This window comes from Brevibacillus brevis NBRC 100599 (assembly GCF_000010165.1).
Taxonomy (GTDB): Bacteria; Bacillota; Bacilli; order Brevibacillales; family Brevibacillaceae; genus Brevibacillus; species Brevibacillus brevis_D.
Genome location: NC_012491.1, coordinates 152501 through 175637 on the forward strand (window position 1 = coordinate 152501; position 23137 = coordinate 175637).

General features: G+C 46.1%; 29 protein-coding genes (1 of these 29 only partly in view). All 29 read left to right on the plus strand.

What is annotated here, in order from left to right; all coding sequences use genetic code 11:
- A protein-coding gene (locus tag BBR47_RS00905) for an AAA family ATPase (protein ID WP_012683907.1) crosses the window boundary here: on the plus strand, positions 1-621 show its end. Its footprint begins 783 nt before the window's first position; the window shows 621 of its 1404 coding nt (coding positions 784-1404); its start codon lies beyond the left edge, outside the window; the stop codon is at positions 619-621.
- An 11-nt stretch (positions 622-632) separates the two neighbouring features.
- Entirely contained in the window at positions 633-2120 is a 1488-nt protein-coding gene (locus tag BBR47_RS00910) for a CpaF family protein (protein ID WP_012683908.1), read from the plus strand.
- 11 nt (positions 2121-2131) lie between these two features.
- Complete coding sequence (locus BBR47_RS00915) at positions 2132-3028, plus strand: type II secretion system F family protein (protein WP_012683909.1); 897 nt, start codon at positions 2132-2134, stop codon at positions 3026-3028.
- Between the two features lie 11 nt (positions 3029-3039).
- Positions 3040-3954, plus strand: coding sequence for a type II secretion system F family protein (locus BBR47_RS00920; RefSeq protein WP_012683910.1), 915 nt, complete (start codon positions 3040-3042; stop codon positions 3952-3954).
- 90 nt (positions 3955-4044) lie between these two features.
- On the plus strand, positions 4045-4221 hold the full coding sequence (locus BBR47_RS00925; protein ID WP_012683911.1) for a hypothetical protein: 177 nt from the start codon (positions 4045-4047) through the stop codon (positions 4219-4221).
- Entirely contained in the window at positions 4218-4715 is a 498-nt protein-coding gene (locus BBR47_RS00930; RefSeq protein WP_041749195.1) for an A24 family peptidase, read from the plus strand. Before BBR47_RS00925 ends, BBR47_RS00930 begins: the two co-directional genes overlap by 4 nt.
- Positions 4712-5143, plus strand: coding sequence for a TadE/TadG family type IV pilus assembly protein (locus BBR47_RS00935; RefSeq protein WP_041749196.1), 432 nt, complete (start codon positions 4712-4714; stop codon positions 5141-5143). Before BBR47_RS00930 ends, BBR47_RS00935 begins: the two co-directional genes overlap by 4 nt.
- Positions 5140-5649: a hypothetical protein gene (locus BBR47_RS00940; RefSeq protein ID WP_012683914.1), complete on the plus strand. Its 510-nt coding sequence runs from the start codon at positions 5140-5142 to the stop codon at positions 5647-5649. The genes BBR47_RS00935 and BBR47_RS00940 overlap by 4 nt, the downstream gene beginning before the upstream one ends.
- A 97-nt stretch (positions 5650-5746) precedes the next feature.
- Positions 5747-6364, plus strand: a complete 618-nt coding sequence (locus BBR47_RS00945) for a hypothetical protein (RefSeq protein WP_041749752.1) — start codon at positions 5747-5749, stop codon at positions 6362-6364.
- A 108-nt stretch (positions 6365-6472) separates the two neighbouring features.
- Positions 6473-6751, plus strand: a complete 279-nt coding sequence (locus BBR47_RS00950) for a hypothetical protein (RefSeq protein ID WP_012683916.1) — start codon at positions 6473-6475, stop codon at positions 6749-6751.
- A 148-nt stretch (positions 6752-6899) separates the two neighbouring features.
- A complete protein-coding gene (locus tag BBR47_RS00955) occupies positions 6900-7664 on the plus strand; it encodes a hypothetical protein (RefSeq protein WP_012683917.1) in 765 nt (254 codons plus the stop codon).
- 2 nt (positions 7665-7666) lie between these two features.
- The gene (locus tag BBR47_RS00960; protein ID WP_012683918.1) at positions 7667-8545 is read left to right on the plus strand and encodes a hypothetical protein; all 879 of its coding nucleotides are present in this window, start codon (positions 7667-7669) and stop codon (positions 8543-8545) included.
- A complete protein-coding gene (locus BBR47_RS00965; RefSeq protein ID WP_012683919.1) occupies positions 8542-9330 on the plus strand; it encodes an SAF domain-containing protein in 789 nt (262 codons plus the stop codon). Before BBR47_RS00960 ends, BBR47_RS00965 begins: the two co-directional genes overlap by 4 nt.
- Positions 9327-10445 (plus strand): hypothetical protein, encoded by a 1119-nt coding sequence (locus BBR47_RS00970; protein WP_012683920.1) that lies wholly within the window; start codon positions 9327-9329, stop codon positions 10443-10445. The genes BBR47_RS00965 and BBR47_RS00970 overlap by 4 nt, the downstream gene beginning before the upstream one ends.
- Positions 10445-11797: an ATPase, T2SS/T4P/T4SS family gene (locus BBR47_RS00975; RefSeq protein ID WP_041749753.1), complete on the plus strand. Its 1353-nt coding sequence runs from the start codon at positions 10445-10447 to the stop codon at positions 11795-11797. Before BBR47_RS00970 ends, BBR47_RS00975 begins: the two co-directional genes overlap by 1 nt.
- 191 nt (positions 11798-11988) lie before the next feature.
- Positions 11989-12693 carry a hypothetical protein gene (locus tag BBR47_RS00980; protein WP_231850540.1) on the plus strand — a complete coding sequence of 235 codons (705 nt, stop codon included), beginning with the start codon at positions 11989-11991 and terminating at the stop codon, positions 12691-12693.
- Positions 12693-13532, plus strand: coding sequence for a hypothetical protein (locus BBR47_RS00985; RefSeq protein WP_012683923.1), 840 nt, complete (start codon positions 12693-12695; stop codon positions 13530-13532). Before BBR47_RS00980 ends, BBR47_RS00985 begins: the two co-directional genes overlap by 1 nt.
- Before the next feature lie 13 nt (positions 13533-13545).
- Positions 13546-13692, plus strand: coding sequence for a hypothetical protein (locus BBR47_RS31120; RefSeq protein WP_007725181.1), 147 nt, complete (start codon positions 13546-13548; stop codon positions 13690-13692).
- Between the two features lie 489 nt (positions 13693-14181).
- On the plus strand, positions 14182-14505 hold the full coding sequence (locus BBR47_RS00995; protein WP_231850599.1) for a hypothetical protein: 324 nt from the start codon (positions 14182-14184) through the stop codon (positions 14503-14505).
- 3 nt (positions 14506-14508) lie between these two features.
- Positions 14509-14661, plus strand: a complete 153-nt coding sequence (locus BBR47_RS31125) for a hypothetical protein (protein WP_012683926.1) — start codon at positions 14509-14511, stop codon at positions 14659-14661.
- On the plus strand, positions 14661-15077 hold the full coding sequence (locus tag BBR47_RS01000; RefSeq protein ID WP_041749197.1) for a hypothetical protein: 417 nt from the start codon (positions 14661-14663) through the stop codon (positions 15075-15077). The genes BBR47_RS31125 and BBR47_RS01000 overlap by 1 nt, the downstream gene beginning before the upstream one ends.
- Before the next feature lie 55 nt (positions 15078-15132).
- Positions 15133-15696 carry a hypothetical protein gene (locus tag BBR47_RS01005; RefSeq protein ID WP_012683928.1) on the plus strand — a complete coding sequence of 188 codons (564 nt, stop codon included), beginning with the start codon at positions 15133-15135 and terminating at the stop codon, positions 15694-15696.
- Positions 15697-15833: 137 nt separating this feature from the next.
- The gene (locus tag BBR47_RS01010; protein ID WP_012683929.1) at positions 15834-16175 is read left to right on the plus strand and encodes a DUF3870 domain-containing protein; all 342 of its coding nucleotides are present in this window, start codon (positions 15834-15836) and stop codon (positions 16173-16175) included.
- Between the two features lie 136 nt (positions 16176-16311).
- Entirely contained in the window at positions 16312-17250 is a 939-nt protein-coding gene (locus BBR47_RS01015) for an ABC transporter permease (protein WP_012683930.1), read from the plus strand.
- A 26-nt stretch (positions 17251-17276) separates the two neighbouring features.
- On the plus strand, positions 17277-18164 hold the full coding sequence (locus BBR47_RS01020) for an ABC transporter permease (protein WP_419761086.1): 888 nt from the start codon (positions 17277-17279) through the stop codon (positions 18162-18164).
- A gap of 5 nt (positions 18165-18169) precedes the next feature.
- Entirely contained in the window at positions 18170-19195 is a 1026-nt protein-coding gene (locus BBR47_RS01025) for an ABC transporter ATP-binding protein (protein ID WP_012683932.1), read from the plus strand.
- 118 nt (positions 19196-19313) lie between these two features.
- A complete protein-coding gene (locus BBR47_RS01030) occupies positions 19314-20972 on the plus strand; it encodes a peptide ABC transporter substrate-binding protein (protein ID WP_012683933.1) in 1659 nt (552 codons plus the stop codon).
- A 147-nt stretch (positions 20973-21119) separates the two neighbouring features.
- On the plus strand, positions 21120-22214 hold the full coding sequence (locus BBR47_RS01035; protein WP_012683934.1) for a dipeptide epimerase: 1095 nt from the start codon (positions 21120-21122) through the stop codon (positions 22212-22214).
- A 1-nt stretch (position 22215) separates the two neighbouring features.
- Positions 22216-23133: an NlpC/P60 family protein gene (locus tag BBR47_RS01040; RefSeq protein WP_041749198.1), complete on the plus strand. Its 918-nt coding sequence runs from the start codon at positions 22216-22218 to the stop codon at positions 23131-23133.
- Positions 23134-23137 lie beyond the last annotated feature (4 nt).

Sequence of the window (23137 nt, forward strand, 5' to 3'; positions counted from 1 at the left end):
GCCTTGCCGTTATCTCCCCAACATATCGAGAAATATGTGGTTGCTCATCCTGATACAGGCTTGCATGTACTTACGTCCCCCCGTGATATTCGGCAAAGCTTTGAAATCCGTGACTATCATTTATATCTAATTCTCGAAACGTTAAAACAGAGCAACTATGACGTCATTCTTATTGATACGGCTCCTGATACAACAGATGCAACGATTCAAGCTCTGTTTTTTGCAGAGCATGTCGTGATGGTGGGAAATCCGGTGGTAGACTCCATTGAAAATATTCAACGATTGCTGAAACTGTTGAGAGAAGCAGAGTACCCAGAAGAACGCATTCAAATTTGCATGAATCGTTTGCAGAGGAAAGAAATGTTTACCTTAGATGAAATTCGTGCCTATTTCCAGCTTCTCCCCAGCAAAAAAATTTTCTCCATACCTGATGATGTGGAAGTGAAAAAATCGATTAACACAGGAACGCCAGTCATGCTCCAGTCAGGGAGAATTCCGGCCAAAGAAGCCATTGAGACATTAGGAAAAGCACTGTTTCCCGTAGATGGGGAGCAAATGAAGGCTGCTGAAAAAGAGAAACAAAAAGAGAAAACATCTCTCTTCAAATGGTTATGGGGATAAGGGAGGGTGTCATGTTCGATAAAAAACAGTTACTAGGCATTTCAAATCAAGTCCGCCCTGCGCAAGAATTACGATCAGCGGGGAGGGGAACGGCGGGAGTTCCTGCGACGCTTCACGAAAAAATGCAAGCTCCGGATCATGAGCGGACGAATGAAAAATGGGTTGGGACAGATAGAGAAACATCGATTCGTACCCAGATTGTTGAGAAATACGGAAAGCGATTATGGGAGGAAAAACATTCTTCACTCTTTATGGATGAGCTGACGGCAGATATTCGAATGCTGCTGGAGTCGCAAACCACGCTGACATCCATACAAATGGAAGCAGAAGTAAAACGGCTGCTACATTCTTTGACGGGGTGGGGCCCATTAGACGCTTTATTAGAGGATAACGACATCACGGAGATTCTTTTTCATCGCTATAACTATCTCGTCATTGAAAGAAAAAGTACTGGTCGTCTTGAATCTCCGGAGATTGCTGTTTTTCGCGATGAGGAAGAGCTGCTGCGCTTATTAGAACAGATTGCAGCGACAATGGGACGTGAGTTTAATGAAACGAAAGCAGAGCTGCATACACAGCTTCCAGACGGTTCCCGGGTTGCTGCTACGCATCGTTCTATTTCTCCCGATGGTCATATGCTCACGATTAGAAAGCACCGTGAGCTACTCAGTGAGTCCGATTATTTACGGTACGGTTCCATTTGCGAGCCGATGCTTCTCTTTTTAAACAGAGCCGTCCGTTTATCTCGCGCATCTGGCATTGTCAGTGGAGGAACAGGCTCAGGCAAGACACACATGCTCAATCTCATCTCCCAATATGTCCCTGATCATTTAAGTATTATTACGATCGAGGATGTTTTGGAGATGAAGCTTCAGCATCCTTTTGTGCGCAGATTTTTAGCGAAACCTGCGAATTACGAGGGGAAGGGTGGGTTTTCGATCAAGGATTGTGTTCGCTTGTCTTTGCGAAAAAGGCCGGATGTCATTATGGTCGGTGAGACACGCGGTGGAGAAATCGTAGATATGCTTTGGGCGATGAATACGGACCACCCTGGTAGCTGGAGCACAGCGCACGCAAACTCACCGCGAGCTTTGGTCGATTCAACATTGCCCATTTTATTTGGAAAAGCAGATGAAGGGTATAGTGCTGAAGAGCGCAACTTAATGATCGGTTCAGCACTGGATTTAATTGTTCAAGTAAAACGTTTTGAAGAAGATGGTAGTCGCAAGGTGGTAGCGATAACGGAGGTAGTGGGGACGGGTCAATCGCATGAAGAATGGATAAAGCGAGCCTGCAACATTAAACAGGTTCTCCCTGATCGGGTGTATTTGCAGGATATATACGTGTACGAAGTAACAGGGGTAGAAAATGGGAGAGTAAAGGGTCACTTCAAATGGACAGGCTATCGCCCAGAGCGACTGATTAAGCGATGGCTAGAGAAAGGCCTGTCTCGAGAGGAGATTGATCGCGTCTTTTTCACCACACCAATACCGCTATAGGAGGGGAAAGCATGGACATTAGCTTACCTGTTGCAATCGGGATGGGGATGGCCATCCTGTTATTGATCTTGCCCAACAAATTGTATATGCGAGAACCGACGGGGAAGCACGAAATCGTAGAAGTGTTGCAACAGGACAGAAAAACGATTTGGAAGAAGTTTGAGGAGAGGTTGGCGAAATCGCGCTCAGGGTGGGGGGTAAACCAGTATGTAACCCTCTCTTTTTTATTGGGGATCGCGTCATTTGGTGTGAGTAGTCAGATCTTGCAGTCTTGGTGGATGGCATTGCCGGCTTTGCTGGCAGGGATTTTGTTTACCGAACGGTTAGTGAGTGTATGGGGGGCCCGTCGAAAGGAAGATTTCGAAGCAGGCAATGTAAAAGCGATTCGACTCATGGCCAGTTCTTTACGTACTTCTCCATCGTATTTGCATGCGTTTGAACAGGTAGCTACTAGTCCATTTTTATCAGAAATCGTATTAGAGGAATACAGGCGTATTGTAGAGCTATTGCGGGCACAAGTCCCATTAGAGCACGTAATGAATCGATTCTTTGAACGCACAGGATCAGCAGATGTCAAATATTTAGCGACCATTGTCCACATTCAACGTGAGATGGGCGGAGATATGGCCAAAACGCTCGATTTGGCTGCCTCTTCGATATTACGGCGCAGACAGTCGCTCCGTAGACAAAAAGCAGCTATGGCACAGATTGTTGCACAAGTGAATTTACTAAGCGTCATGCCGTTTGTTTTTGTCATTGCGTTGTATGTGAATAATCCCAATCATTTCGACCCACTTACGGCCACAATTGGGGGACGGTTTCTTATTTTGGGAAGCTTGGCTTCTATTTTAATTGGGGGAGAAGCAATTCGTTTTGTTGCGCATAAAAGCATAAGCAGGGGAGCATAGGGGAGGGTGCAATGTTCGTTCTCGTTCTTAGTATATTGGTGAGTGTTGCTATATTTCTATACGGCTTGCCGTCTTGTGTGAGTAAGGGAGAACCAATCTCCGCCACCCTTTTGGGCAGGATTGACTCCGTGAAACAAGCCAAGCTTGAGCAATCGTTTCAACAAGGACGAAAAAGGTGGACATTAGTTCGAAGCTTGGAGAAAAACCAGGTACTGCTACAGCATTTCTACAAATGGACGGGGGTCGATAAGAAAAAAATACAGGAAACATTGGCGCGTCTGGGGATTGATATAAGCCTGACAGAAATTGTTTTGTTCCGGCTTATCAGTATGTGTTTCATCGTTTCATCTCTAGCTTCATTGTCAATAAGCATGGTACATGGTGAAAAAATCACTATGGTGACTGGGCTTCCCTTAACGATTAGCTTATTTTTGTACTTGCTGCCGAACATGTTGCTAGATCGGGTGGACAAGCGGGCTAAAGCTGAAATTCGAGAGCAGGTCCCAATCTTTTTCAGCATTGTGCAGTCATTGGTGGAAGCAGGCATGCCGTTGCAGCAGGCTGTTAAGCAGACAGCGAGACGTTTTGATGCCAGACTTGGCAGAGAACTCGCGAGCCTAGAAATGGGAGAAAAAAGGCATGGGAACTGGCGAAAGGCACTTGAAGAGCTGGCCTTTCGGTGGGAGGTAGATTCGTTGACTACCATCGCACTAGAGATGAACGAGGCGATGAAAAAAGGGGTTAGCATATCGCAAATGTTGTCTGTCCAAGTAGAGGAACAAGTGAGACAACAAGAGGACGAAGCTGCTACCCATATGAATCGGTTAAATATCAGATTATTGCCTTTTGTCATTATGTTAATGGGTCTGCCTCTGTTGTTCCTGGTGATGGGGCCTGCATTCATCGGCATCGGAGAAAGCCTGTAGAAAAATAAGCGCATGTAAATATTTTTGCGAGAGGCGCTGTCTTTTGGCAGAGTGAAAATAGAACCAAAATCTCAATGAGGAGTGAATGGAATGGGAACCATCGCAGATTACGTCAAGCGTTTTTGGTATGAGGAGGACGGTGTCACGATCGTGGAAATGGTCATTATCATTGCCGTCATCTTGATTGTGCTTATTCCGACACTGACACAACTAGGTACTGCTGAAGACGAGAAGCTGAAGGAACTGCAAGAAAAAATAAGCAAATGACAAACGTAGTCTTGCTAGGCGTATTAGGAGCGGCAGCATGGATGGATTGGAGACAAAGAAGAATACCAAATACCCTTGTTTTTCCGGTGATTGCTGTCGGCTTATGGTATCAGTGGGAAGGTGAATTATTAGCCGGAGCAGTGCTAGGTGTGGCAGGAGCATTTTTGTTGACAGTTGGTCCCGTAATCTTAAAAGGAATGGGGATGGGCGATCAAAAGCTGCTGATGGCTGTTGGAGCTTGGACAAGCTGGAGTGTGGTGTATTCTTTGTTTTTGCATTCTATCATCTTATGTCTGATTGTGATGGTGTTCTATCCGCAAAATTGGGCTCGCCTACGCAACAATCTTCAAATCATTGCAGCCGGATGGACAGCTCATCGACAAGTGTGGCTTCCAGGCAGGGAAAAAACAGCCTTTTCATTCCCCTACGCTGTATATTTGCTGGGTGCCTTTGTGCTCCAATCTGTGCGAGATGTCATCGGAGCAAGCGGATGATCACACGTATGGGACGAATGATACGTGCGAGGGTGAAAGATGAGCGAGGCAGCCAGATGATTGAGTTTATTTTGGTGTTTCCTTTAGTTTGGATCTTGATCGTATTCTCCTTTGACCAATTCAGCATGATGTACAACAAGCAAAAGGCATTGGCGGCTGCGTATGAGGCAGGGAGAATTGCTGCAGTGCAGCCCAATTTCGGTTTGGCCAAATTCCATGCGAAACAGAGAGGTACATCCGAATTAGCACAAGGTATCGGAGTCCTCCACAAAGATGTGCAGCTGGAGCTTGATGGGAACGGCTGGAGAAAAGGCAGTCATGTAAAAGCTAAAGCAACAGTTTCATTTCGGCTTCTCTCTACGGGGGAATTATTCGAGATAACTGAAAGCTATTACATGATGGTTGAAAATGCGGAGGAGAAGCAATGAATGATTCGTTGCATCATTTTTTGATTCGAGTGAAGGAAGAGCGCGGGGCAACAATGATTACTGTGCTCTTCTTTCTCTTCTGCTTGGGCAGTCTGCTCTCTATCCTGTTATTTTTGGAGCAGACAGATTATCTAAAAATGAAGATGCAGCATACAGCAGATTTGATTACTAAGGGAGCACGTGCGGCTGGAAAATGGGAGTACGTGGATACAAACGGTGATAAGCAAATTAGATTGTTTGCGACAACAGAAGAAGCTGAGCGTCGTGATGCGGATATTATTCGCGGGGCACGTGAAGAAGCGGGGATTCTTTGGAGATTAAACAGGCCGAATCTGGAGAGGACAAGTGATGAGGTCTCTGTCATTAACCAAAAAGGTGAACGGCCTTATTTGTACTTGCAAGGAATCTATCATTTAGAAGTAAAGGTTGAAAAGAATATACCTGTATTTTGGGATGAGCTTTTTGTAAAAATGAACAGAGTCTCCCAGTCTGGGGTCTATGAATAAAGTCACAATTTTGAACAGAGGTGCTGTTATTTTTGTCCTAATCCTGCATGGTAATTTAGTAGTATATTCCATAAATGGGGATAGGAGTGAGATGACAGTGCCCTCAAAAATAGTCGATCGGTACAAACGAATTCTTAGCGGAGAGCAAAAGCGTTTTTCCCCGTATGAGTTCGAAGATGTGCAGTACCGAAAGCAAAAAGTCCAATTAGTTGTAAGATATGCGATTGAAAATGTAAAAAGATGGACTCCTGAGCAGGCGAGACGTGAATTGAACTTGCAGGATGTCAAAGAACTGAAGCTTCATTTGGTGAGAGAATTTATTGAACCGCCCATCGAGGCAAAGACTGAGGATGTGTATTACTTCGTCGAATTCGCGTATCCGTATTTACCTCGGCTTTCAGAAGAACAACGAGTGTTATGGGTTTACCAAGAGGTGCTTTCAGGCATAAGACGTCATTTTCCCCCAGCTTATTTTCAGAGTATAAAGGGTGAGGAACGGGCAAAAATATGCGTCGACTATATGTGCAAGCATCTACTAAAGCTAGCAGATTTACGTCAACTGCCAAGTATCTTCAGCAAAACAGAGAGAGCCTATACGCTCCTGAAAACATATAAACTCAAGATTCTTGTCGATACACTTTACTTTTCACCGTTTGATATGGTCACTGAAATGTATCCCGAACTTAGTGATCCCTCTTATTGGGATGAGTTATAAAAATATTTGCACAACCCTACTGTCTTTTTTTACGGTAGAGGTAGTTTCATAGGCTTATAAGCAGATGAAACGGCCGTACTCTACAGGTGAGAGAAGGAGGCGTTGCGCATGGCAACAGTAGAGGCTCACCAGAAATGCTCTGCATCCGTGGAGCAGCTTCTAGGGCGACAAGTACGCTACCAGAAGCACAAACCTGGCAGACATCTTTCAGTGGAAAGAGTTCCGCAGGGAGCGTTCCAGATCGAATCCGTACATCGATTTGGAGACAGAGTAGTACTCAATGACGGGCTAATTGTAATGGAGAATGCTCCAACCGTCATGGAGCGCGCGGGAAGGATTGCTCTTCTTTTCGCGACCGGAGAAGAACTTTACTTTGTAACTGAGTAGGTTCTTTTAATCGCCTTGCACGGGTGCGTGTGAGGCGACCTATAAAGCGAAATGCCTGGTTTGCCAGGCTAAATAAGATTCGCCGCGTCGAGAACGCTGTTGGAGAATATCTATCGTTCTATAAAAAGGAAAATGGGGGTATTTTGACGTGTTGGCAAAGAGTGCAATCGAATTAGTCAACCGCTGCTATGAGGAGACAAACAAGCTGACATTGTTGTCATTGGAAGAGTTTAAGGAATCCTTTATTGCTTTTGTTTTTGGGGATTACCAGGAAGAGTTTATGGTTCAGTATGATCTGGAAGAGTTTTATGAGCATCTGAATCAGCTTCAGTTATCGAATTGCCGGAGAGATTTTGATCGAGCAGTTGAGGAATGGTACATCACAGAGTATGGAAGCGGGTATAAAGGCGTCAATTATCATGACATTTTGTTTACGCTAGTAAAAGAAGCAGTCGTTCAATACCAATCGCCAAATCGGATAGCACTCATCCGAGATGTAACCAAGCTCCTAACAATGCCAAATGGATTCCTCGCCCGATGGCAAGATGGGCAGATACGTGAACGTCCCATCCCCACCTATTTTAAATACTTGATGAAGCTCGGAGTACGTACACATGAAGATATTGAAACGTTGGTAGACATGTGGCTGGTAGAGTACCCAAACGCATTTAATAAAAAGCAGCAGGAGCTATTTGCCAATCCACCAAGAAGAGGGAGACCTAACAACGTTGAGCTCGCTCTGTTAATCGAGCTAGCCATGAAAGTGAGACCAGAAATGACGGCCCAGGAACGGGAGCGGCTGCGTAAAATATACTATTATCACCGCAAGTCCCTTACTGTTCGAGAGATGGTTGAGAAATTTGAGAAATACATTGCTAGTAAAAATAAATCAAATGACTCCCAGGTGGGATAATCATGTTTCACCAAATGAGCCGCTTTGTCTCCAGGTTCCGTGATTTGGAGCAGCAGGAGTTTTCACAGTCTATTGAGGAAGAGCGGCAATGGAGGATACTTAAAGAAAAGCTTGCTTCTCCACAAATAGTTGAGCAACTGGAGTCGTATCAGCGTAAATGTATTGCGGTTATGAGCTTGTACGCACAGGCTGGAGCTAGTTTTCTTGCAAGTAACCTAGCGTATGCATGGTCAGGAAAAGGCATTCCTGTTACCCTTTGCGAGTTGCCAAAAGTGACATCCTATTATTATTTTGCTCTTGATTTTGAACGTAGAGCTCGACAACAAGTAAGAGATTCTCCTACATCATTGCTCCTCATGCAGAATAACCATCTTCGCATCCAGATAGAATCCCCAGCACGACTTCAGCAGGAATCTTCTCAAACAGATACAGCCAACTGGTTACTACGAATTTGTAAGGATAGTCCTATTGTGGTTATTGATGTTTCTTCCTATTGGAATGATGCTCACTCCAAACAAATTTTTGAGCATGCCGACGAAATATGGGTAGTTTTTGATGCCGATTTGGCTAGACTTACCCGCTTGTTCCTGGCAGAGCCAGCCCCTGCTTGGTGGAAGACAGAAAGAAGAAAAATAAAAATGATAGCAAACAAATGGAATAGCCAATTGTCTCGGACAAGCATCATGAAAAAAGTAGAAGGAACGCTCTCCCTATGGGACCAGCAGCCGGGAGCTACACAGGTAACTAATATGATTCCGTTGATGAATGGAGAGAAAACAGCAATGGCAAGCGCCAAAGCCAATCTATTTTTGGAGATTTTCCCCGAGGAAGAAATTGAGTTTCAGTCATTGATTCATGCTTATAAAGGAAGGATGTTATGAAGAAGCAAACATTACTTGTCATTTGCTTAATTTCGTTTCTGCTAGCAGGGTCGTCCTTTTATGCGGCGACTCAATATATTGACGCGATGGCTGCGGAAAAGCTGTTTGCCCCAGTTATTAAGGTAGCTGCAGGGAAAGAAATATCAGCCTTCGAGCCGATTACACAAGATGACGTGATACTCGTACAGGAAGAGGTGGATGAAATTCTCCCAGGTTCAGCGCGCGATTTAGATACTGTACTGGGGAAAAGGAGCACGCAGACAATGTACGAAGGCGAGCAATTATTAGTGGAAAAGCTGACAGATTCGCAGCTTTTACCGGAAAAAGGGGAGGCGCGCTACGAGTTCCCCCTACTATCCATTCATCCTTTAACGGAATTACGCAAAGGCGATCATGTGAAAATTTGGGTCAAATACAAGAGTCTTACGGAGCTGAAAGACTATCCTACACCACTGCATTTTCGAAAAACTAATGATACGGCAGATTTGTTATTTGAAAGTCAGCTTGCAAGCGTGAGGGACAGTAATGGTATTGAGATCTATACATTAAAGCCAAGCTTGTTACCATCGCCTGATCAGATGGATTCCATCTTTCATGGATCACGAGAAAAACCGTTGCAGAATGGAGAAAAACGATATCGTGACTACCGGGTACAGCCAACAGCACTACCTGCTTTTATCGGCTTTAATTTGACAGACGAGGAGTATGTGATAATAACCGAGGCAATGTCATATGGGATGCTTCAGGTAGGTCATATCATGGGTTCGAAGGAGCAAGCGTCATGAAAATTTTAGTTTGTTATCCGATGAAGTCACTCGCCAAGACGTATATGCCTATGTATAGTGATGTGCTGGTAGCTGAGTCGGCGGCGGAGTTTTCACGGCTGGTGCAGCTTTATATGCCAGAAGCTTCCGTGATATTTTCCGAAATGTTCAACTCTCCCGTTTGGGAATGGCTTCCGGCACTGAAAGCACAGCTCCCGCCTAACTCACCGTTAATTATTGTCCCTCTCTATCGGGATGAGAAGATGATTGAGAAGGTAGCTGAGGAGTCTGGGCTAGAGCATGTATACATTTTATCAGCGCACTTATCCCAAGAAGAAATACGTCATCAGATCAGTCTGATTCTAGGCTTCGTGCAAGAGTGTGCAGATATCGGATCGTCAAAAGAAAAGGGGTTCGTTTACGCTTTATTGAGCTACGGTGCTTCTGGCATTACTACTTTTTGTATTAATTATCCAGTCATACTAGCGAGGCAGCATCCTGAAAAGCGAATTGTCGTACTTGATATGAATGAAGCTAAGCCAGATTTATCAAGATTCTTCAAGCTCCAACAACATCAATTATCTCTATTTCGTCCTGACTTTATTGATATACAAACAACTGCCAAGCGTAACTGGAGCAATGTCTGCAAACAGAGCGCCCACTTACCTAATCTGTATTACGCACATGCTGCCAGCAAGTGGAAGAGCTCAGAATTAAGCAATCTAATTACTGTGTTTCGCAGGCAATTTGACTATGTATACGTCGATTGGGGTTACTGCTTTCCTGAGTCTGAGACTTTACAGCGGTTGCTTCATACTGTTGACCGCAATCTTTTATTCGTGAGAGCTGATCCCTTTAGTATCGATAGTGCTAGAGAGTGGTTGTATAAATGGAAAGAAAGAGGAGTGAAATGCGAGGTTCTGCTCAGTCATTTAGACCCTGGGCAACCCTTTCGAATTGGAGAGGATGTTTCGGTCTATGGTGTAGTACCACGCATTTCGGAGAACAGGCTCATGCAATCACATCAGAGCAGCAGCGTATTAATAGAAGAGTTTTTCGCTCCCAAATCGTACATCAGCAGTTTGAAGGAAATTGCTAAGGCGCAATATATGGATAGAAGTGCGGTGTTTTGCTGATGCGAGGGATAGAACGGGAACAACCAGTTAAATCAGACATCCAAACCATTGAGGACATGAAACAAGTAGCAAGAGATTATTTAAATCATTTTGGCAAAACTCGAGAAGAGAAGCTGGAAATGCAACGAATTCTCGCTTTGGCAGAGCAGGGAGATCGTGATAGTCACAACCATATTATTCTTCGCTTACAGCATTATTTTGAGGAAGTCCTCCAACGACCAGTAACCGAACAAATTTTACCGCATGTTAACAGTTACGAAGGTCTCACCTTTTCCACTTACGGGTGGGGCATACTCGATGCCGTCCTACATTTATCTCCGTGGGTAGAGGAAGTGCGAATTTCTGCAAACCGCAACATTGCGTACTTGGAGCAAGGAGTCAAAAAATTTCTCTCTTACACTCCAAGCTGGAAAGAGGTTGAAACCCTCCAACAAAAGTTGACCAATACAGCGGGTCTATCTTTTAACGAGAAAAAACCTAGATTGAGCGGATACTTACATTCGCTAAAAGCAAGATTGACCATGTTTACTTTCCCTTATTCCAGAGTACCGACCATTCTGGTTAGACGATTTACAACACCTGCTTTTTCGCTCGACCAACTCCGTACACAGCAACAGCCAGCCTTCGACGAAAGAATTCAATGGCTAATGGAACAGCAAGTGTACGGACGAAGCAATGTGCTAGTTATTGGACCGATGGCTGCTGGGAAAACCACGTTGATGATGTGTATGTTGAAGCTGAAGGACCCTCGGACAGAATATATCACGATCTTTGAAAGTGAACACGAGATGCGATTTGGTGATATTTGGCCAGGGGAAGTGATTGAACTCCAAAACGTGGAGGAAATCGGCATTGAATTAGAGCATTGCTTCAAAGACATGTACCGGTCGACAGCCAATACCATTTTGATTGGAGAAATTCGTGAGCCTATAGAAGCGTACCATTTTATAAATGCCGGAATCAGAGGGACGGACGCTACAATCGGAGCAATGCACGAACGATTTGCTCATAGAGCGTTACATGATCTGACCGATCTTGTTTATCAATACGGGGGGCGGAGTGTCGAGCTAACGCAGGAGAGGATTAGCAGGGCAGTCAATTTTGTCAATTCGCTTACATACCGCAACAATGGTCACCGTTTTATTGATGCCATTCATACGACGGAGTGGAACTCTTCTTTTAATCGAGTTGAATCTATTCCCCTGGTAGGTCGCAACATGCAGACGGGAGCTTATGAATGGACGGGGAATCAACTGAGCCCACCTTTAGTTGAATACATGTGTTACGTCGGTAAAGCGGACATTGAAGTGTTGAAAGAGCTACGTCTTACCGATATAGGCAGGCAACTATGATTTACACGTTTCTTTTCCCGGTGTTTCTATGTCTCTTCTCTGGCTTTTTGTTTCTCGGCTTACACCTGTATAAGGGATGGAGAAGCCCACGCGTATTCTTCCCGCGTACAGTTGAGGTATGGAGAGAGAAATTTTTAAGGCATTCTACTCGGCGAATGTTGTATGAACACTTTGAGCGTTGGTGTCAAATCGTGGGAGGTACACCAGAAGGATACTTATTGCTATCCATGATTGGCGCGATAGCGGGATTCATCTCGGGTATTTTGCTAGGAAATATGGTTGTATCCTTATCGCTTTTTCTGTTATTCCTCTTGCTGCCAACACTGATTCTATACGCACGCTATATCGTACAAATGAATAAAAAAATTAGCTCATTCTGTCGCTTCGTAGAATTGTTTGCCCGTTATTATAACAGTCGCAAAAACATTGTCCTTACTTTTCGCGAAATGATAGAGGAATGCCCCAAAGAGTTACTGCCTGACCTCCTTCTGCTAAACAATAGCCTTTCGGATGGGGGAAACTCGGTTGCGGCAGTGGAGAAGTTTGCGCAGAGACTGGACCACCCGTGGGCTTTTGACTTTGCAACGTATATTTCCAGCGGTTTGGAAGGAGAAACAGAGGATATTCAATCACCACTAAATCGGTTAACGAATGAGATGTTTGTACAACAAGATGAAAAGCATGAGCGTGATAGTGAAATATACTCCATTTGGATCAGCCTACTAATCGTCATAGCGATTTGCATTTGCTTGATCCCCTACAATCAAGGTTTGCTTCAGGATTCCTACCGTCTCTATTTCTACACGCCAGATGGACAAGCCATTTTAGCGATTGCGGCGACTGTGTGGACTTTTTCGATCCTATTGGCTTTTATTTGGGGAAGGAGATATCGCTAATGCCAATGCTAATCATGTATACCTACCTTGGAATAGGCGCTCTATTTGTTTTTAGTGCAGCGTTTATGATCGGGAAATATTTGTTTCACAAGCAAAAGCCAAAGCTGTTTGTTTCTGGGATGTGGTGGGAAAAGTGGGAGCAAGCACTCAAGCCTGACGAAGACGACAAATGGGAACAGTTACTTTCACGAGCAGGAAGGCCTTTTGGATGGGGGAAGCCAGAGTGGGTGTTTCTGCAATTGTTGACTGGAAGTATGGTTTGCATCCTGGTTCTTATGTGGGTCGTTGTGAGTCGAGTGGAATCATTCCCACTTCTGTCGATGTGTCTGGCATCTGCAGGTAGTTACATGCTGCCTTACATGGGCTTGAAGACGTGGGCAAATCACAGGGAGGACATGCTGAGCACAGATATCGCCAGATTTATCAATCGCTATGTGACCCTTCTAGAAAATCAGGTGCCCATTTACAATGCCATGGTCAAGGCAGCAAGACCGACTAGAAAGCTAAAAGAGTATATCCCTACTTTATCTGAGTGGAACAGAGACCCTAACGAAGCACTTGAGAGCTTTAAACGCAAAATCGGTGTCGACGACGGAATTATCCTCGTATCAAGTATGCGTACAATTGAGACGCTGAGTGAGGGACAAGTAAGTGCAACTATGCAACGAATGGAATGGGCTGTCGATCACCGAAGAATGTTTCGTCATCGAAAAAAGATAAAGTCTTTAGGGATTGGCTACACGGTCATTGTCTACCCGGCATTTTACATGGGTTTATTGGTAGCTATGTTTCCTTGGTATAAGCTGCTTACAGAAATACTGGATAAATATTTGACCTGAGGAGGAGCAACTAATGACGAAGCTATTATCTATCATCATGTGCATCGTTTTCTCTTTAGGAATAATCGTTTCTAGCCTGTCTGAAATAAACACATCGGTAGTGAGGGAAGACGGACTGAGAGATCGAGCAGTTGGGTGGATCGATAAAGCCATACCCTAAATAAAATCACGAATGAGAAAAGGGGAAAATTGAGATGTCGAAAATGTTTTTTATATTTTTAGCATGCGTCATGGTGTTAGGAATTGGTGTTAGCAGTTACGGCAATGAATTAAGCCCTGCGGCAAACGATTCTGCCGAGAGCATTAACCAATCCATCACATCGCTGAACTATGATACTCGAAATGAAAATATCAACTTTAGGATGCAAAACGGCACATCCTATACGTCGTCTAAATGATGCTGCACATCCACGTACTTCTCATCATTTCGATTATGGTAGGGAGCTTGTGCGCGGTGCTTTGGAATCTCCAACCAGAGGAGCAGCTTAAACAGACACAACAGGAAAGGGTGTATCGGGCAGCGACAGTCATCTTCCACTAAAGAAGAGCTGGCGTTTCTAAAACGATGGTGAAAGCAAAAGTCTTTCTTATTTGTCTACTGGTCCTTCTATTGATCACTTCCGCACTGGGAGCTTACCACTTGTACGCAATGGAAAGGGCGATTGCCCGTGGAATCTATGCTGACTTACTGGATGATATGCAGGACATCGGGTATTTGGAGCCGACGTTAGCAGATTACTATCTTCTGAAAATGAAAGGATTGGGTTGGGAAGTGACAGTGGATACGTTTGCTGGGAGCTGGCCTCGAACCGAGGGCGAGCGAGCTCGTAAAGAGCGGCAGGAGGCGATTACCTTGTCGGTTACCATCCAGCCTTCAAAAGTGACCCAATGGCTGCACAAATTTGTGGAGGGGGATACATCCTTTTCCTTTACAGGAAGCCGTCCGTCCGAATACTTTGATCCAGGGTGGTAGTGAATGAATAAAATGATTAGCATTTTGGCTGTAATGGCGATTGTTTTGCCTTTGACGGTAGGGTTGCTTCTCACCGGTCCGCAAAATCTCTTTTCGGCATGCACGCAGTTTTTCGGTGATTTGCTCGCTGAAGTAACGCGTTTTGGTACAGGCTAATGGGGCAATTAATCGCTGTGATTCTGAACATTATGGTTATGCTACTCGTTCCATTAGGGCTTTTACAGGTACATACGGTTGTTCAGGCCAGGAACGAATTATTGGAAGTGAGCGCAGCCGCTACGAAATATGTCAGCAACCACGGGGGGACGAGTGAAGCCAACCTGCAACAAGAGGTTCGTGCATTGATCACTCGGGAGCTGAGGGAGAAAAAGCTTTCCATTCCAGATCAGGAGCTGTTTGTCAGTGTCACTCGCACTCGTTCACTCGATCCCGTTCTGTGGAGCCACGAAGATGAGTTTGTCGTGGAGCTGGCAATTCCATACCCCCGCTTTACCTCGTGGATTCCGATGCCAGCTGATTCCTTGCAAGTCCAAAGAATAGGTACAGTTAACATCATGGACTACGATTTGTAAAAGCTCCCGTTAGGAGGCTATCGTTACGGGTATAAATATCTTATCGATTTCTACGATGCTGTTCTTTTTGTTGGTAGGTATGTTTATTGTAGATGCAGACCTCGCCATGCAGAAAAAAACAGAAGTGAAGATACTCCTGGAGTTGTCTAATCATCACGCCACCTTTGCTGTTGATCCTGTGCTGAAAACAGAGGGGGTGATTGATCTGCTCGAAGAAGAGGCTCTTGAACGTTTTGATGACAGAATGCACGAGAATGGTGGCTACCGTCGAGAGCAGGCCATGTTCTTCCCTCAAGCAGACAGTGTAACCACTGATCCCATTCCTTTCTCCCGCTATTATGTGGATTTCCGTTCGTGGCGTAATGACCACCAATTACGCTTACAGTACAATGGGAAAACACTCGTGACAGAGCGAGCAACGAAAGGGCCAGCTCGTCCGGGAGGTGGAATGCTGCAGATTACCGTCGTAACTGAGCGTGGGGAGGAATTGCAGCTTGCACCGAAAACAATGGTGGGTCCATCACATGTCGTAGTTGCCTACATCGACGAGCGACCGTTTCTGCCGATGCTGCCGTCGCATTCGTTTCCGGTCGTATCTGTAGAAGAACTGAAAGATTAGTCAGACTTATTTACAAATTGCGAAATCTTCTGGTACTATGTAGGAAAGTGCTTACCCAGCTTGCGATTGTGAGGAAGTCGCTCTCCGAACATCCCGTTTGCCGGTCCGTTAAGCATAGTAAAAGTGGGGTTATTGATTTGTTTGATAAAGATACCATTTATATCGTAGGCGATGCACAGTCCTCTTCGAACAATCCGATTACACAGCAATTCAGTGCTTTTTTTATCGGATTGGTTGTCGATACTTCCAATGACAAGATCGTAGATGCAGCCTGTTCTTCCACGGTCCAACTGACGTCTGATTTTGCTCGGTCGATCTTTATCGGTCATTCGATTATGGCGTCGGAGGAAATTGGCGAAGAGATTCGCTTTCGGTATTTTGGATCTTCCCAAAAAACATTGATCGCAGCGTTTAAGGATGCGCAAAAGAAGTACAAACAAGCAGTTTCCACGAGAAATAAAGCCACAGTCACCAAATGAATACACCCGCTGCTTTATTTATTCGTATGCACGGCATACACGTAAGTAAAACCCAGCAAATGCCATGATCACGTGCATTTGCTGGGTTTTTTGCTTATTACGAGAGGTCAGTTTCTGATGAAAAGGAGGAGAGTCCTTGCTATCTTTTGTTTTCCGCAGATTTATCTCCATGATCGTGACGTTATGGCTCATCATTACCCTCACCTTTTTCTTGATGCATGCCGTTCCGGGATCTCCTTTTGAAAAAGAAGGAAAGGCATTAAACGAAGCAGTTGCTGCCAATCTCAATGCCTACTACAACCTGGATAAGCCACTACTCGTCCAATACGGGCTGTACTTGCAAAAGCTGGTGCAGTTTGACCTTGGGCCGTCGATTGCAAATAGCTCGGATACGGTCAACAAAATGATCGCCCGTGGATTCCCCGTTTCTTTTCAACTCGGTCTGATTTCTGTCGTCTTTGCGATTGTTACCGGTATTGCGCTTGGTGTGATCGCCGCGCTACGACATAACCGTCTCATTGATTACCTTGCCATGATTATTGCTGTTATCGGGATATCTGTTCCCAGCTTTGTTGTCGCCTCCCTATTAATCAAATATATGGCGGTCGAATGGAAGCTGTTGCCGACCGCAACGTGGGGGTCTTGGCAGCATGTGATTATGCCAGCGCTTGCATTGGCATTTGGTCCGATTGCGATTATCGCTCGTTTGACTCGTACCAACATGCTGGAAGTGTTGACCCAGGAATACATTGAAACAGCTCGTGCAAAAGGGCTGTCTCCGGCGACGATCGTGTTGAAGCACGCACTGCGTAATGCGATTTTGCCTGTCGTCACGCTTTTAGGCGCACTGATTGCCAACGTTTTAACAGGAAGCTTTGTGATCGAAAAAATATTTGCGATTCCTGGGATGGGGAAATATTTCGTAGCGGGAATTAATAACCGTGACTATTCCGTCATTATGGGAACGACTGTCTTCTACAGCGCACTTTTGATTTTCTTGATGTTTGTCGTCGATGTACTGTACGGCATCATTGATCCACGAATTAAGCTTCATCGAAAGGAGAGCGAAGGATGATCGTTTCTGATGATTTATTTATCCCCATGCGAAAAGACAACCTCAATGCGGAAGCGATTGTGCGACCTCAACTGACGTTTTGGCAAGAAGCTTGGCTTCGTCTGAGAGGAAACAAGCTGGCTTTGTTGGGGTTGGTAGTTATTATCTTGCTTGGGGTTATGGCTACGATTGGACCGATGATCTCTGGTCATGAATACGCCAAACAGTCGATTATTATGAAAAACAAACCGCCGTCGGATGCGAACTGGTTTGGTACTGATGATTTTGGCCGCGATGTGTTCACGCGTGTTTGGTATGGTGCGCGCATTTCCTTGTTTGTTGGTTTGACGGCAGCACTTATCGATTTTTTCATTGGTGTCTTGTATGGAGGAATTGCCGGATATTTGGGCGGGCGAATCGATAATATCATGATGCGCTTCGTGGACATTTTGTACGGCCTTCCTTATTTGTTAGTGGTGATTTTGCTAATGGTCGTCATGGGGCCCGGACTTTTAACCATTATTATCGCCTTAAGTGCGACCGGTTGGATCGGGATGGCCCGGACTGTGCGCGGTCAGGTCCTGCAAATGAAAAACTCAGAGTACGTACTGGCAGCAAAAACAATGGGGGCAAAGCCTTTCTACATCATTCGTAAACATCTGCTGCCCAACACAATTGGCATCATCATTGTATATGTCACGTTATCTGTTCCATCTGCGATTTTTTCAGAGGCGTTTCTGAGTTTTCTCGGTCTCGGTATTCAGGCGCCAATGGCTAGCTGGGGAGTGATGGCGAACGATGGACTCCCCACCATTTTGTCCGGTCATTGGTGGCGGCTCTTTTTCCCTGCTTTCCTCATCTCGCTGACGATGCTCGCGTTCAACGTGCTCGGTGATGGCTTACGCGATGCGTTCGATCCGAAGTCAAGGAGGTAGGCAACATGGATAAAACGGAAAAGCTGCTGGAGGTCAGTGGGCTTCGGGTCACATTCAAGACGCATGGCGGTGAAGTGAACGCTGTTCGGGACGTGAACTTTACTTTGAACAAAGGGGAGACACTGGCGATTGTTGGTGAATCCGGATGTGGGAAAAGTGTGACTGCAAGGAGCATCATGCGACTGATCCCGGAGCATATCGGAAAAATCGCGGGTGGAAGCATTCATTTTAAAGGGCAGGACCTGGCAAAGTTGCCGGAAAAGCAAATGCGCGAGCTGCGTGGGAAAGAAATCTCCATGATCTTTCAAGATGCGATGACATCCCTCAACCCGACTATCACCATTGGTGAGCAGATTGTGGAGGGAATCATTCGCCATCAAAAGGTCACCAGAAGTGAAGCTAGGAGACAAGCGATTGAAATTCTAACCTTGGTGGGGATCGCCACTCCAGAAAGTCGTCTAAAGCAGTACCTCCATCAGTTTAGTGGCGGAATGCGCCAACGGATCATGATTGCGATTGCGCTTGTCTGTAAGCCGTCCATTCTGATTGCGGATGAGCCTACAACAGCGTTGGATGTGACGATTCAGGCGCAAATCATTGAGCTGTTCAAAAGCATTCAGAAAAAGACGGGAGTCTCGATCATTATTATCACGCATGATTTGGGAGTTGTCGCCAAGATTGCGGATCGGGTCAACGTCATGTATGCCGGAAAAGTGGTAGAGTCCGGGCCTGTTCGCGACATTTTTTACAATCCGCAGCATCCGTACACCAAAGGCTTGCTGGCGTCGATGCCTCGTTTGGATGCCGATCGCTCCATACCGCTCAGCCCGATACCTGGAACACCCCCGGATTTGTTCAGCCCGCCAATTGGCTGTGCATTCGCTGCGCGCTGTGACTACGCGTTGGAAGTATGTCGGAATTACCAGCCAGCGGAGACACATGTTCATAGCAAACACGCGGTTTCCTGTTGGTTGCAGGACCCACGGGCGAAGAAGTTGTTAGCGTCGATGCAACCGCCAACGGGGACCTGATTCATAGCTGTCGAGGGCAGTGGTCAAGCCCGGCTTTGTTCGTGTAAAAGAGGGGTGTCGGCTGACGGCGCTATCCTTTTACGTCATACAAAAACAAAAAAATAAGGGGGAAGAAACAGTGGAAAAACTATCAACATTGTTGCTGACGGCTACGCTGGGGGTGTCCATGCTCATGGCTGGCTGTACATCGGGTCAACCAGCTGCATCAGGTGAGGCTGCACCAGGTAACACCGCGCAGCCAAATGCTCCGACGCCGGGCGATCAAGCAGCAAAGCTCCTGTTGCTGAATAATATCAAGGAACCGACGTCATTGGATCCGCCGATTGGCTTCGATGAGCCGTCCTATAACATTTTGAACAACTTGATGGAAGGCTTGACTCGCCTGGACGAAAATCAAAAGCCTCAACCAGCGGCTGCTTCCGAATGGACGGTCTCCGTGGATGGAAAAACCTACACCTTTACTCTGCGTGACAACAAATGGTCCAATGGTGAACCGGTAAAGGCTCAGGACTTCGAATTCGCGTGGAAACGCATGCTTGATCCTGCACTGGCCTCTCCAGCGGCATCCCTCGCGTATATTATTGAGGGAGCGGAGGCCTATAACAGTGGTAAAGGACCGGCGGATGGCGTAAAAGTAAAAGCGTTGGACGACAAAACACTAGAGGTCGTGCTCGCTCAACCAGCTTCCTGGACGCTCCTGTTGGCATCAAACCCGGCTTTCTTCCCTGTTCACAAAGCAACTGTAGAAAAAGATCCGAAATGGGCAGCAGAAGCAGCAAGCTTTGTCGGAAACGGGCCATTCAAGCTGACAGAATGGGCGCATGACAGTGAACTGAAAATAATGAAGAGCGATACGTACTGGGATGCAGCAAACGTAACGCTGTCTGGTGCTGTTTGGAAAATGATTGATGACGAGAATACCGAGTATCAAATGTTTACGAACGAAGAGCTGCACAGAACGACAACCGTTCCTGCAGACATGGCAGACCAATTGTTCAAAGATGGCAAAGTATTCGTGCGTGATGGAGCGGGTACAGAGTTCTATCGTTTCAACGTAACGAAGGAGCCATTTGATAACGCCAATATTCGTAAAGCCTTCAGCTTGGCGATTGACCGTAAGACACTGGTCGACCTTGTGCTGATGCGTCAACAAAAGCCGGGAACAGGCTTCGTTTCTTATGGTTTGCCTGATGCCAACGGTGAAGGACAATTCCGTGAGGTAGGCGGAGAATTGGTGAACTTCAACCCAGATGAAGCGAAGAAGCTCCTGGAACAAGGAATGAAAGAAAAAGGCTACACAAAGCTCCCAGAGGTTACACTCACGTACCGCAGCGGAACGGCTAACGAAAAAACGGCACAAGCCGCGCAAGAAATGTGGAAGCAGACGCTGGGCGTAGATGTGAAGCTGCAAAAGGTAGAAGGAAAAGTTTTGACGGATATGCAAAAGCAATTGCAGTATCAAATTGCTCGTTCTTCCTGGTTGCCTGACTTTGGTGATGCGATCAACTTCCTCGACATTTTCCAATCGAAGGCAGCAAGCAATCGTACGGGCTGGAGCAATGCGCAATTCGACAAGCTCATCCAAGACGCATACAAGGAGCCAGACGATACAAAACGTCTGAAGCTGCTGCATGATGCAGAAAAAATCTTGGTGGATGAAGCGCCAATCGCACCGCTTTATTTCTACAACACTTCCTTGCTCTCAAGCGACAAAGTGAGCGGTGTACAAAGCTCTTCACTGAGCTATACAGACCTGAGAAAAGCTGTCGTGAAGTAAGAAAGAGTGAGTTGGGAGAAGTCATTTCAGGTGGATGGAATGACTCTCCCCCTTTTTTGCTAGAATTTTTAATAGTGCTATAATTTAGTATGTCTATTAGAAAAAACACGAAAGAAAGCACGAGTGCTGGAGAAGATGGAGGAAAACATGATTATTCAAGCCATCGAAGTAAAACGAATATCTGTTCCATTGAAAAAGCCTTTTAAAACGGCTTTGCGTACGGTGCATAGTCTGGAATCGGTTCTGGTGAAAATCACCTGCGACAACGGTATGGTCGGGTGGGGCGAAGCTTCGGCTACTGTCGTCATTACCGGAGACAGCATCGAAAGCATCGAGTCGGCGATTATGAATACGATGAGGCCTCAGCTCATCGGCTTGAATTTGCTTGCCTATGAACGAGTTTTCCAAACCTTGCACCAATCCATGGTAGGAAATACGAGTGCGAAGGCAGCGGTAGACATTGCGTTGTACGACCTTATTTCTCAACGCGCAGGAATGCCGTTGTATCAATTCCTGGGCGGCTACCGTGACCAATTGGAGACGGACTATACCGTCAGCGTAAATTCTCCGAAAGAAATGGGTGAGGATGCCGCTGCCTATCTCAAGCAAGGCTTTCACGTACTGAAAATCAAGGTCGGCAAGGACAATATCGAGGATGACATTTTGCGCATCCAAGAAATTCGCAAAACCGTGGGCAATCAGGTGAAGATTCGTCTTGATGCCAACCAGGGATGGAATGTAAAAGAAGCGGTGCAATCCATTCGCAAAATGGAGGACATGGGTCTTGGCATCGAGCTCATTGAGCAGCCTGTAAAAGCGCATGATCTGGAAGGTTTGAAGCGGGTAACAGATTCGGTCGATACGCCAATCATGGCTGACGAGAGTGTGTTTTCACCAACGCAGGCCCTGCAGGTTTTGCAAAACCGTGCGGCTGACATGATTAATATCAAGCTGATGAAGGCTGGCGGCATTTACAAAGCACAATTGATCAACCAATTGGCTGAAGAGTACGGTATTCCATGTATGGTTGGCAGCATGATCGAATCGCGTCTGGCTGTATCAGCAGCAGCGCATTTTGCAGCCAGCAAGAAGAACATCACCCGTTTTGATTTTGATGCGCCGTTGATGCTTTTGCACGATGGCATAGAAGGTGGCGTAACGTACGAGGGTCGCTTGATGCGCATGCCAGAAGAGTCTGGGCTTGGTATTCGTTCCGTCAGCCTGTGGGAAGGGGAGAACTAAGATGAAGTCTGCCATTGTTTCTGTCTCTGTTGCCACTGTGTGGACCAAGCCGGAGTCGCCGCGTGATATTGACCAAGTAGCGCTCCAATCCCCGGTAGATGCACGAAGCTGGCTCGCTTCCCTTACTGTGGAGGAGAAGCTTGGTTTTTACGACAATAACGCGATTCAAACACAAGCACTGTACGGTACCCGCGTAGAGGTAGTCGAGGAGCAAGGGGAATGGTCACAGGTTCTGATTCCTGATCAGACTACGAACAAAAACGCAACAGGCTACCCCGGCTGGATTCCGTCTCGCCAGCTAGCACCGTGGTCAGACGCTTTTGTGGTACAGCAAGGCCAAAAGCTAGCGATGGTCACAGCGGCGTTTACCCGTCTACATACAGCCGACAAAAAGCCAGACCTAGAGCTTGCCTTTTTGACCAAACTGCCGCTGATTGAGGAAACCGGAGATTGGGTAACGGTAGCGACACCGAACGGCAAAGGACTTTTGCCAAAAGCTGACGTCCAAATTGTGAATGCAAACAAGCCCATCGAGCTTTCCGGTAATCGTGGAGAGGCAATCGTAGAAGCGGGCAAGCGATTCATCAATCTGCATTATTTATGGGGAGGCATGTCCTCTTACGGGTATGACTGCTCAGGATTTGCGTACAACATGCACCGATCCGTCGGTCTCCAGATTCCGCGTGATGCATCTGATCAGGCAAAAGCCGGACAGCTCGTGGAAAAAGAAGCTTTGCTTCCGGGCGATCTGCTGTTTTTTGCCCATGAAGAAGGGAAAGGTAGAGTCCATCACGTGGGCATTTACATGGGGAATGGAGAAATGATTCATTCTCCAGATTCGCGAAGTGCCATCGAGATCGTCAAGCTGGATGGCTACAAGCTCGAAAAGGAACATTGCGTCTCCAGACGATACTGGTAAACGG

What these genes read in the sequence shown, in the direction of transcription:
- BBR47_RS00910 (WP_012683908.1), top strand. Translation starts at nt 633, where the DNA reads ATGTTCGATAAAAAACAGTTACTAGGCATTTCAAATCAAGTCCGCCCT.
- BBR47_RS00915 (WP_012683909.1), top strand. Translation starts at nt 2,132, where the DNA reads ATGGACATTAGCTTACCTGTTGCAATCGGGATGGGGATGGCCATCCTG.
- BBR47_RS00920 (WP_012683910.1), top strand. Translation starts at nt 3,040, where the DNA reads ATGTTCGTTCTCGTTCTTAGTATATTGGTGAGTGTTGCTATATTTCTA.
- BBR47_RS00925 (WP_012683911.1), top strand. Translation starts at nt 4,045, where the DNA reads ATGGGAACCATCGCAGATTACGTCAAGCGTTTTTGGTATGAGGAGGAC.
- BBR47_RS00930 (WP_041749195.1), top strand. Translation starts at nt 4,218, where the DNA reads ATGACAAACGTAGTCTTGCTAGGCGTATTAGGAGCGGCAGCATGGATG.
- BBR47_RS00935 (WP_041749196.1), top strand. Translation starts at nt 4,712, where the DNA reads ATGATCACACGTATGGGACGAATGATACGTGCGAGGGTGAAAGATGAG.
- BBR47_RS00940 (WP_012683914.1), top strand. Translation starts at nt 5,140, where the DNA reads ATGAATGATTCGTTGCATCATTTTTTGATTCGAGTGAAGGAAGAGCGC.
- BBR47_RS00950 (WP_012683916.1), top strand. Translation starts at nt 6,473, where the DNA reads ATGGCAACAGTAGAGGCTCACCAGAAATGCTCTGCATCCGTGGAGCAG.
- BBR47_RS00960 (WP_012683918.1), top strand. Translation starts at nt 7,667, where the DNA reads ATGTTTCACCAAATGAGCCGCTTTGTCTCCAGGTTCCGTGATTTGGAG.
- BBR47_RS00965 (WP_012683919.1), top strand. Translation starts at nt 8,542, where the DNA reads ATGAAGAAGCAAACATTACTTGTCATTTGCTTAATTTCGTTTCTGCTA.
- BBR47_RS00970 (WP_012683920.1), top strand. Translation starts at nt 9,327, where the DNA reads ATGAAAATTTTAGTTTGTTATCCGATGAAGTCACTCGCCAAGACGTAT.
- BBR47_RS00975 (WP_041749753.1), top strand. Translation starts at nt 10,445, where the DNA reads ATGCGAGGGATAGAACGGGAACAACCAGTTAAATCAGACATCCAAACC.
- BBR47_RS00985 (WP_012683923.1), top strand. Translation starts at nt 12,693, where the DNA reads ATGCCAATGCTAATCATGTATACCTACCTTGGAATAGGCGCTCTATTT.
- BBR47_RS31120 (WP_007725181.1), top strand. Translation starts at nt 13,546, where the DNA reads ATGACGAAGCTATTATCTATCATCATGTGCATCGTTTTCTCTTTAGGA.
- BBR47_RS00995 (WP_231850599.1), top strand. Translation starts at nt 14,182, where the DNA reads ATGGAAAGGGCGATTGCCCGTGGAATCTATGCTGACTTACTGGATGAT.
- BBR47_RS31125 (WP_012683926.1), top strand. Translation starts at nt 14,509, where the DNA reads ATGAATAAAATGATTAGCATTTTGGCTGTAATGGCGATTGTTTTGCCT.
- BBR47_RS01000 (WP_041749197.1), top strand. Translation starts at nt 14,661, where the DNA reads ATGGGGCAATTAATCGCTGTGATTCTGAACATTATGGTTATGCTACTC.
- BBR47_RS01005 (WP_012683928.1), top strand. Translation starts at nt 15,133, where the DNA reads ATGCTGTTCTTTTTGTTGGTAGGTATGTTTATTGTAGATGCAGACCTC.
- BBR47_RS01020 (WP_419761086.1), top strand. Translation starts at nt 17,277, where the DNA reads ATGCGAAAAGACAACCTCAATGCGGAAGCGATTGTGCGACCTCAACTG.
- BBR47_RS01025 (WP_012683932.1), top strand. Translation starts at nt 18,170, where the DNA reads ATGGATAAAACGGAAAAGCTGCTGGAGGTCAGTGGGCTTCGGGTCACA.
- BBR47_RS01035 (WP_012683934.1), top strand. Translation starts at nt 21,120, where the DNA reads ATGATTATTCAAGCCATCGAAGTAAAACGAATATCTGTTCCATTGAAA.
- BBR47_RS01040 (WP_041749198.1), top strand. Translation starts at nt 22,216, where the DNA reads ATGAAGTCTGCCATTGTTTCTGTCTCTGTTGCCACTGTGTGGACCAAG.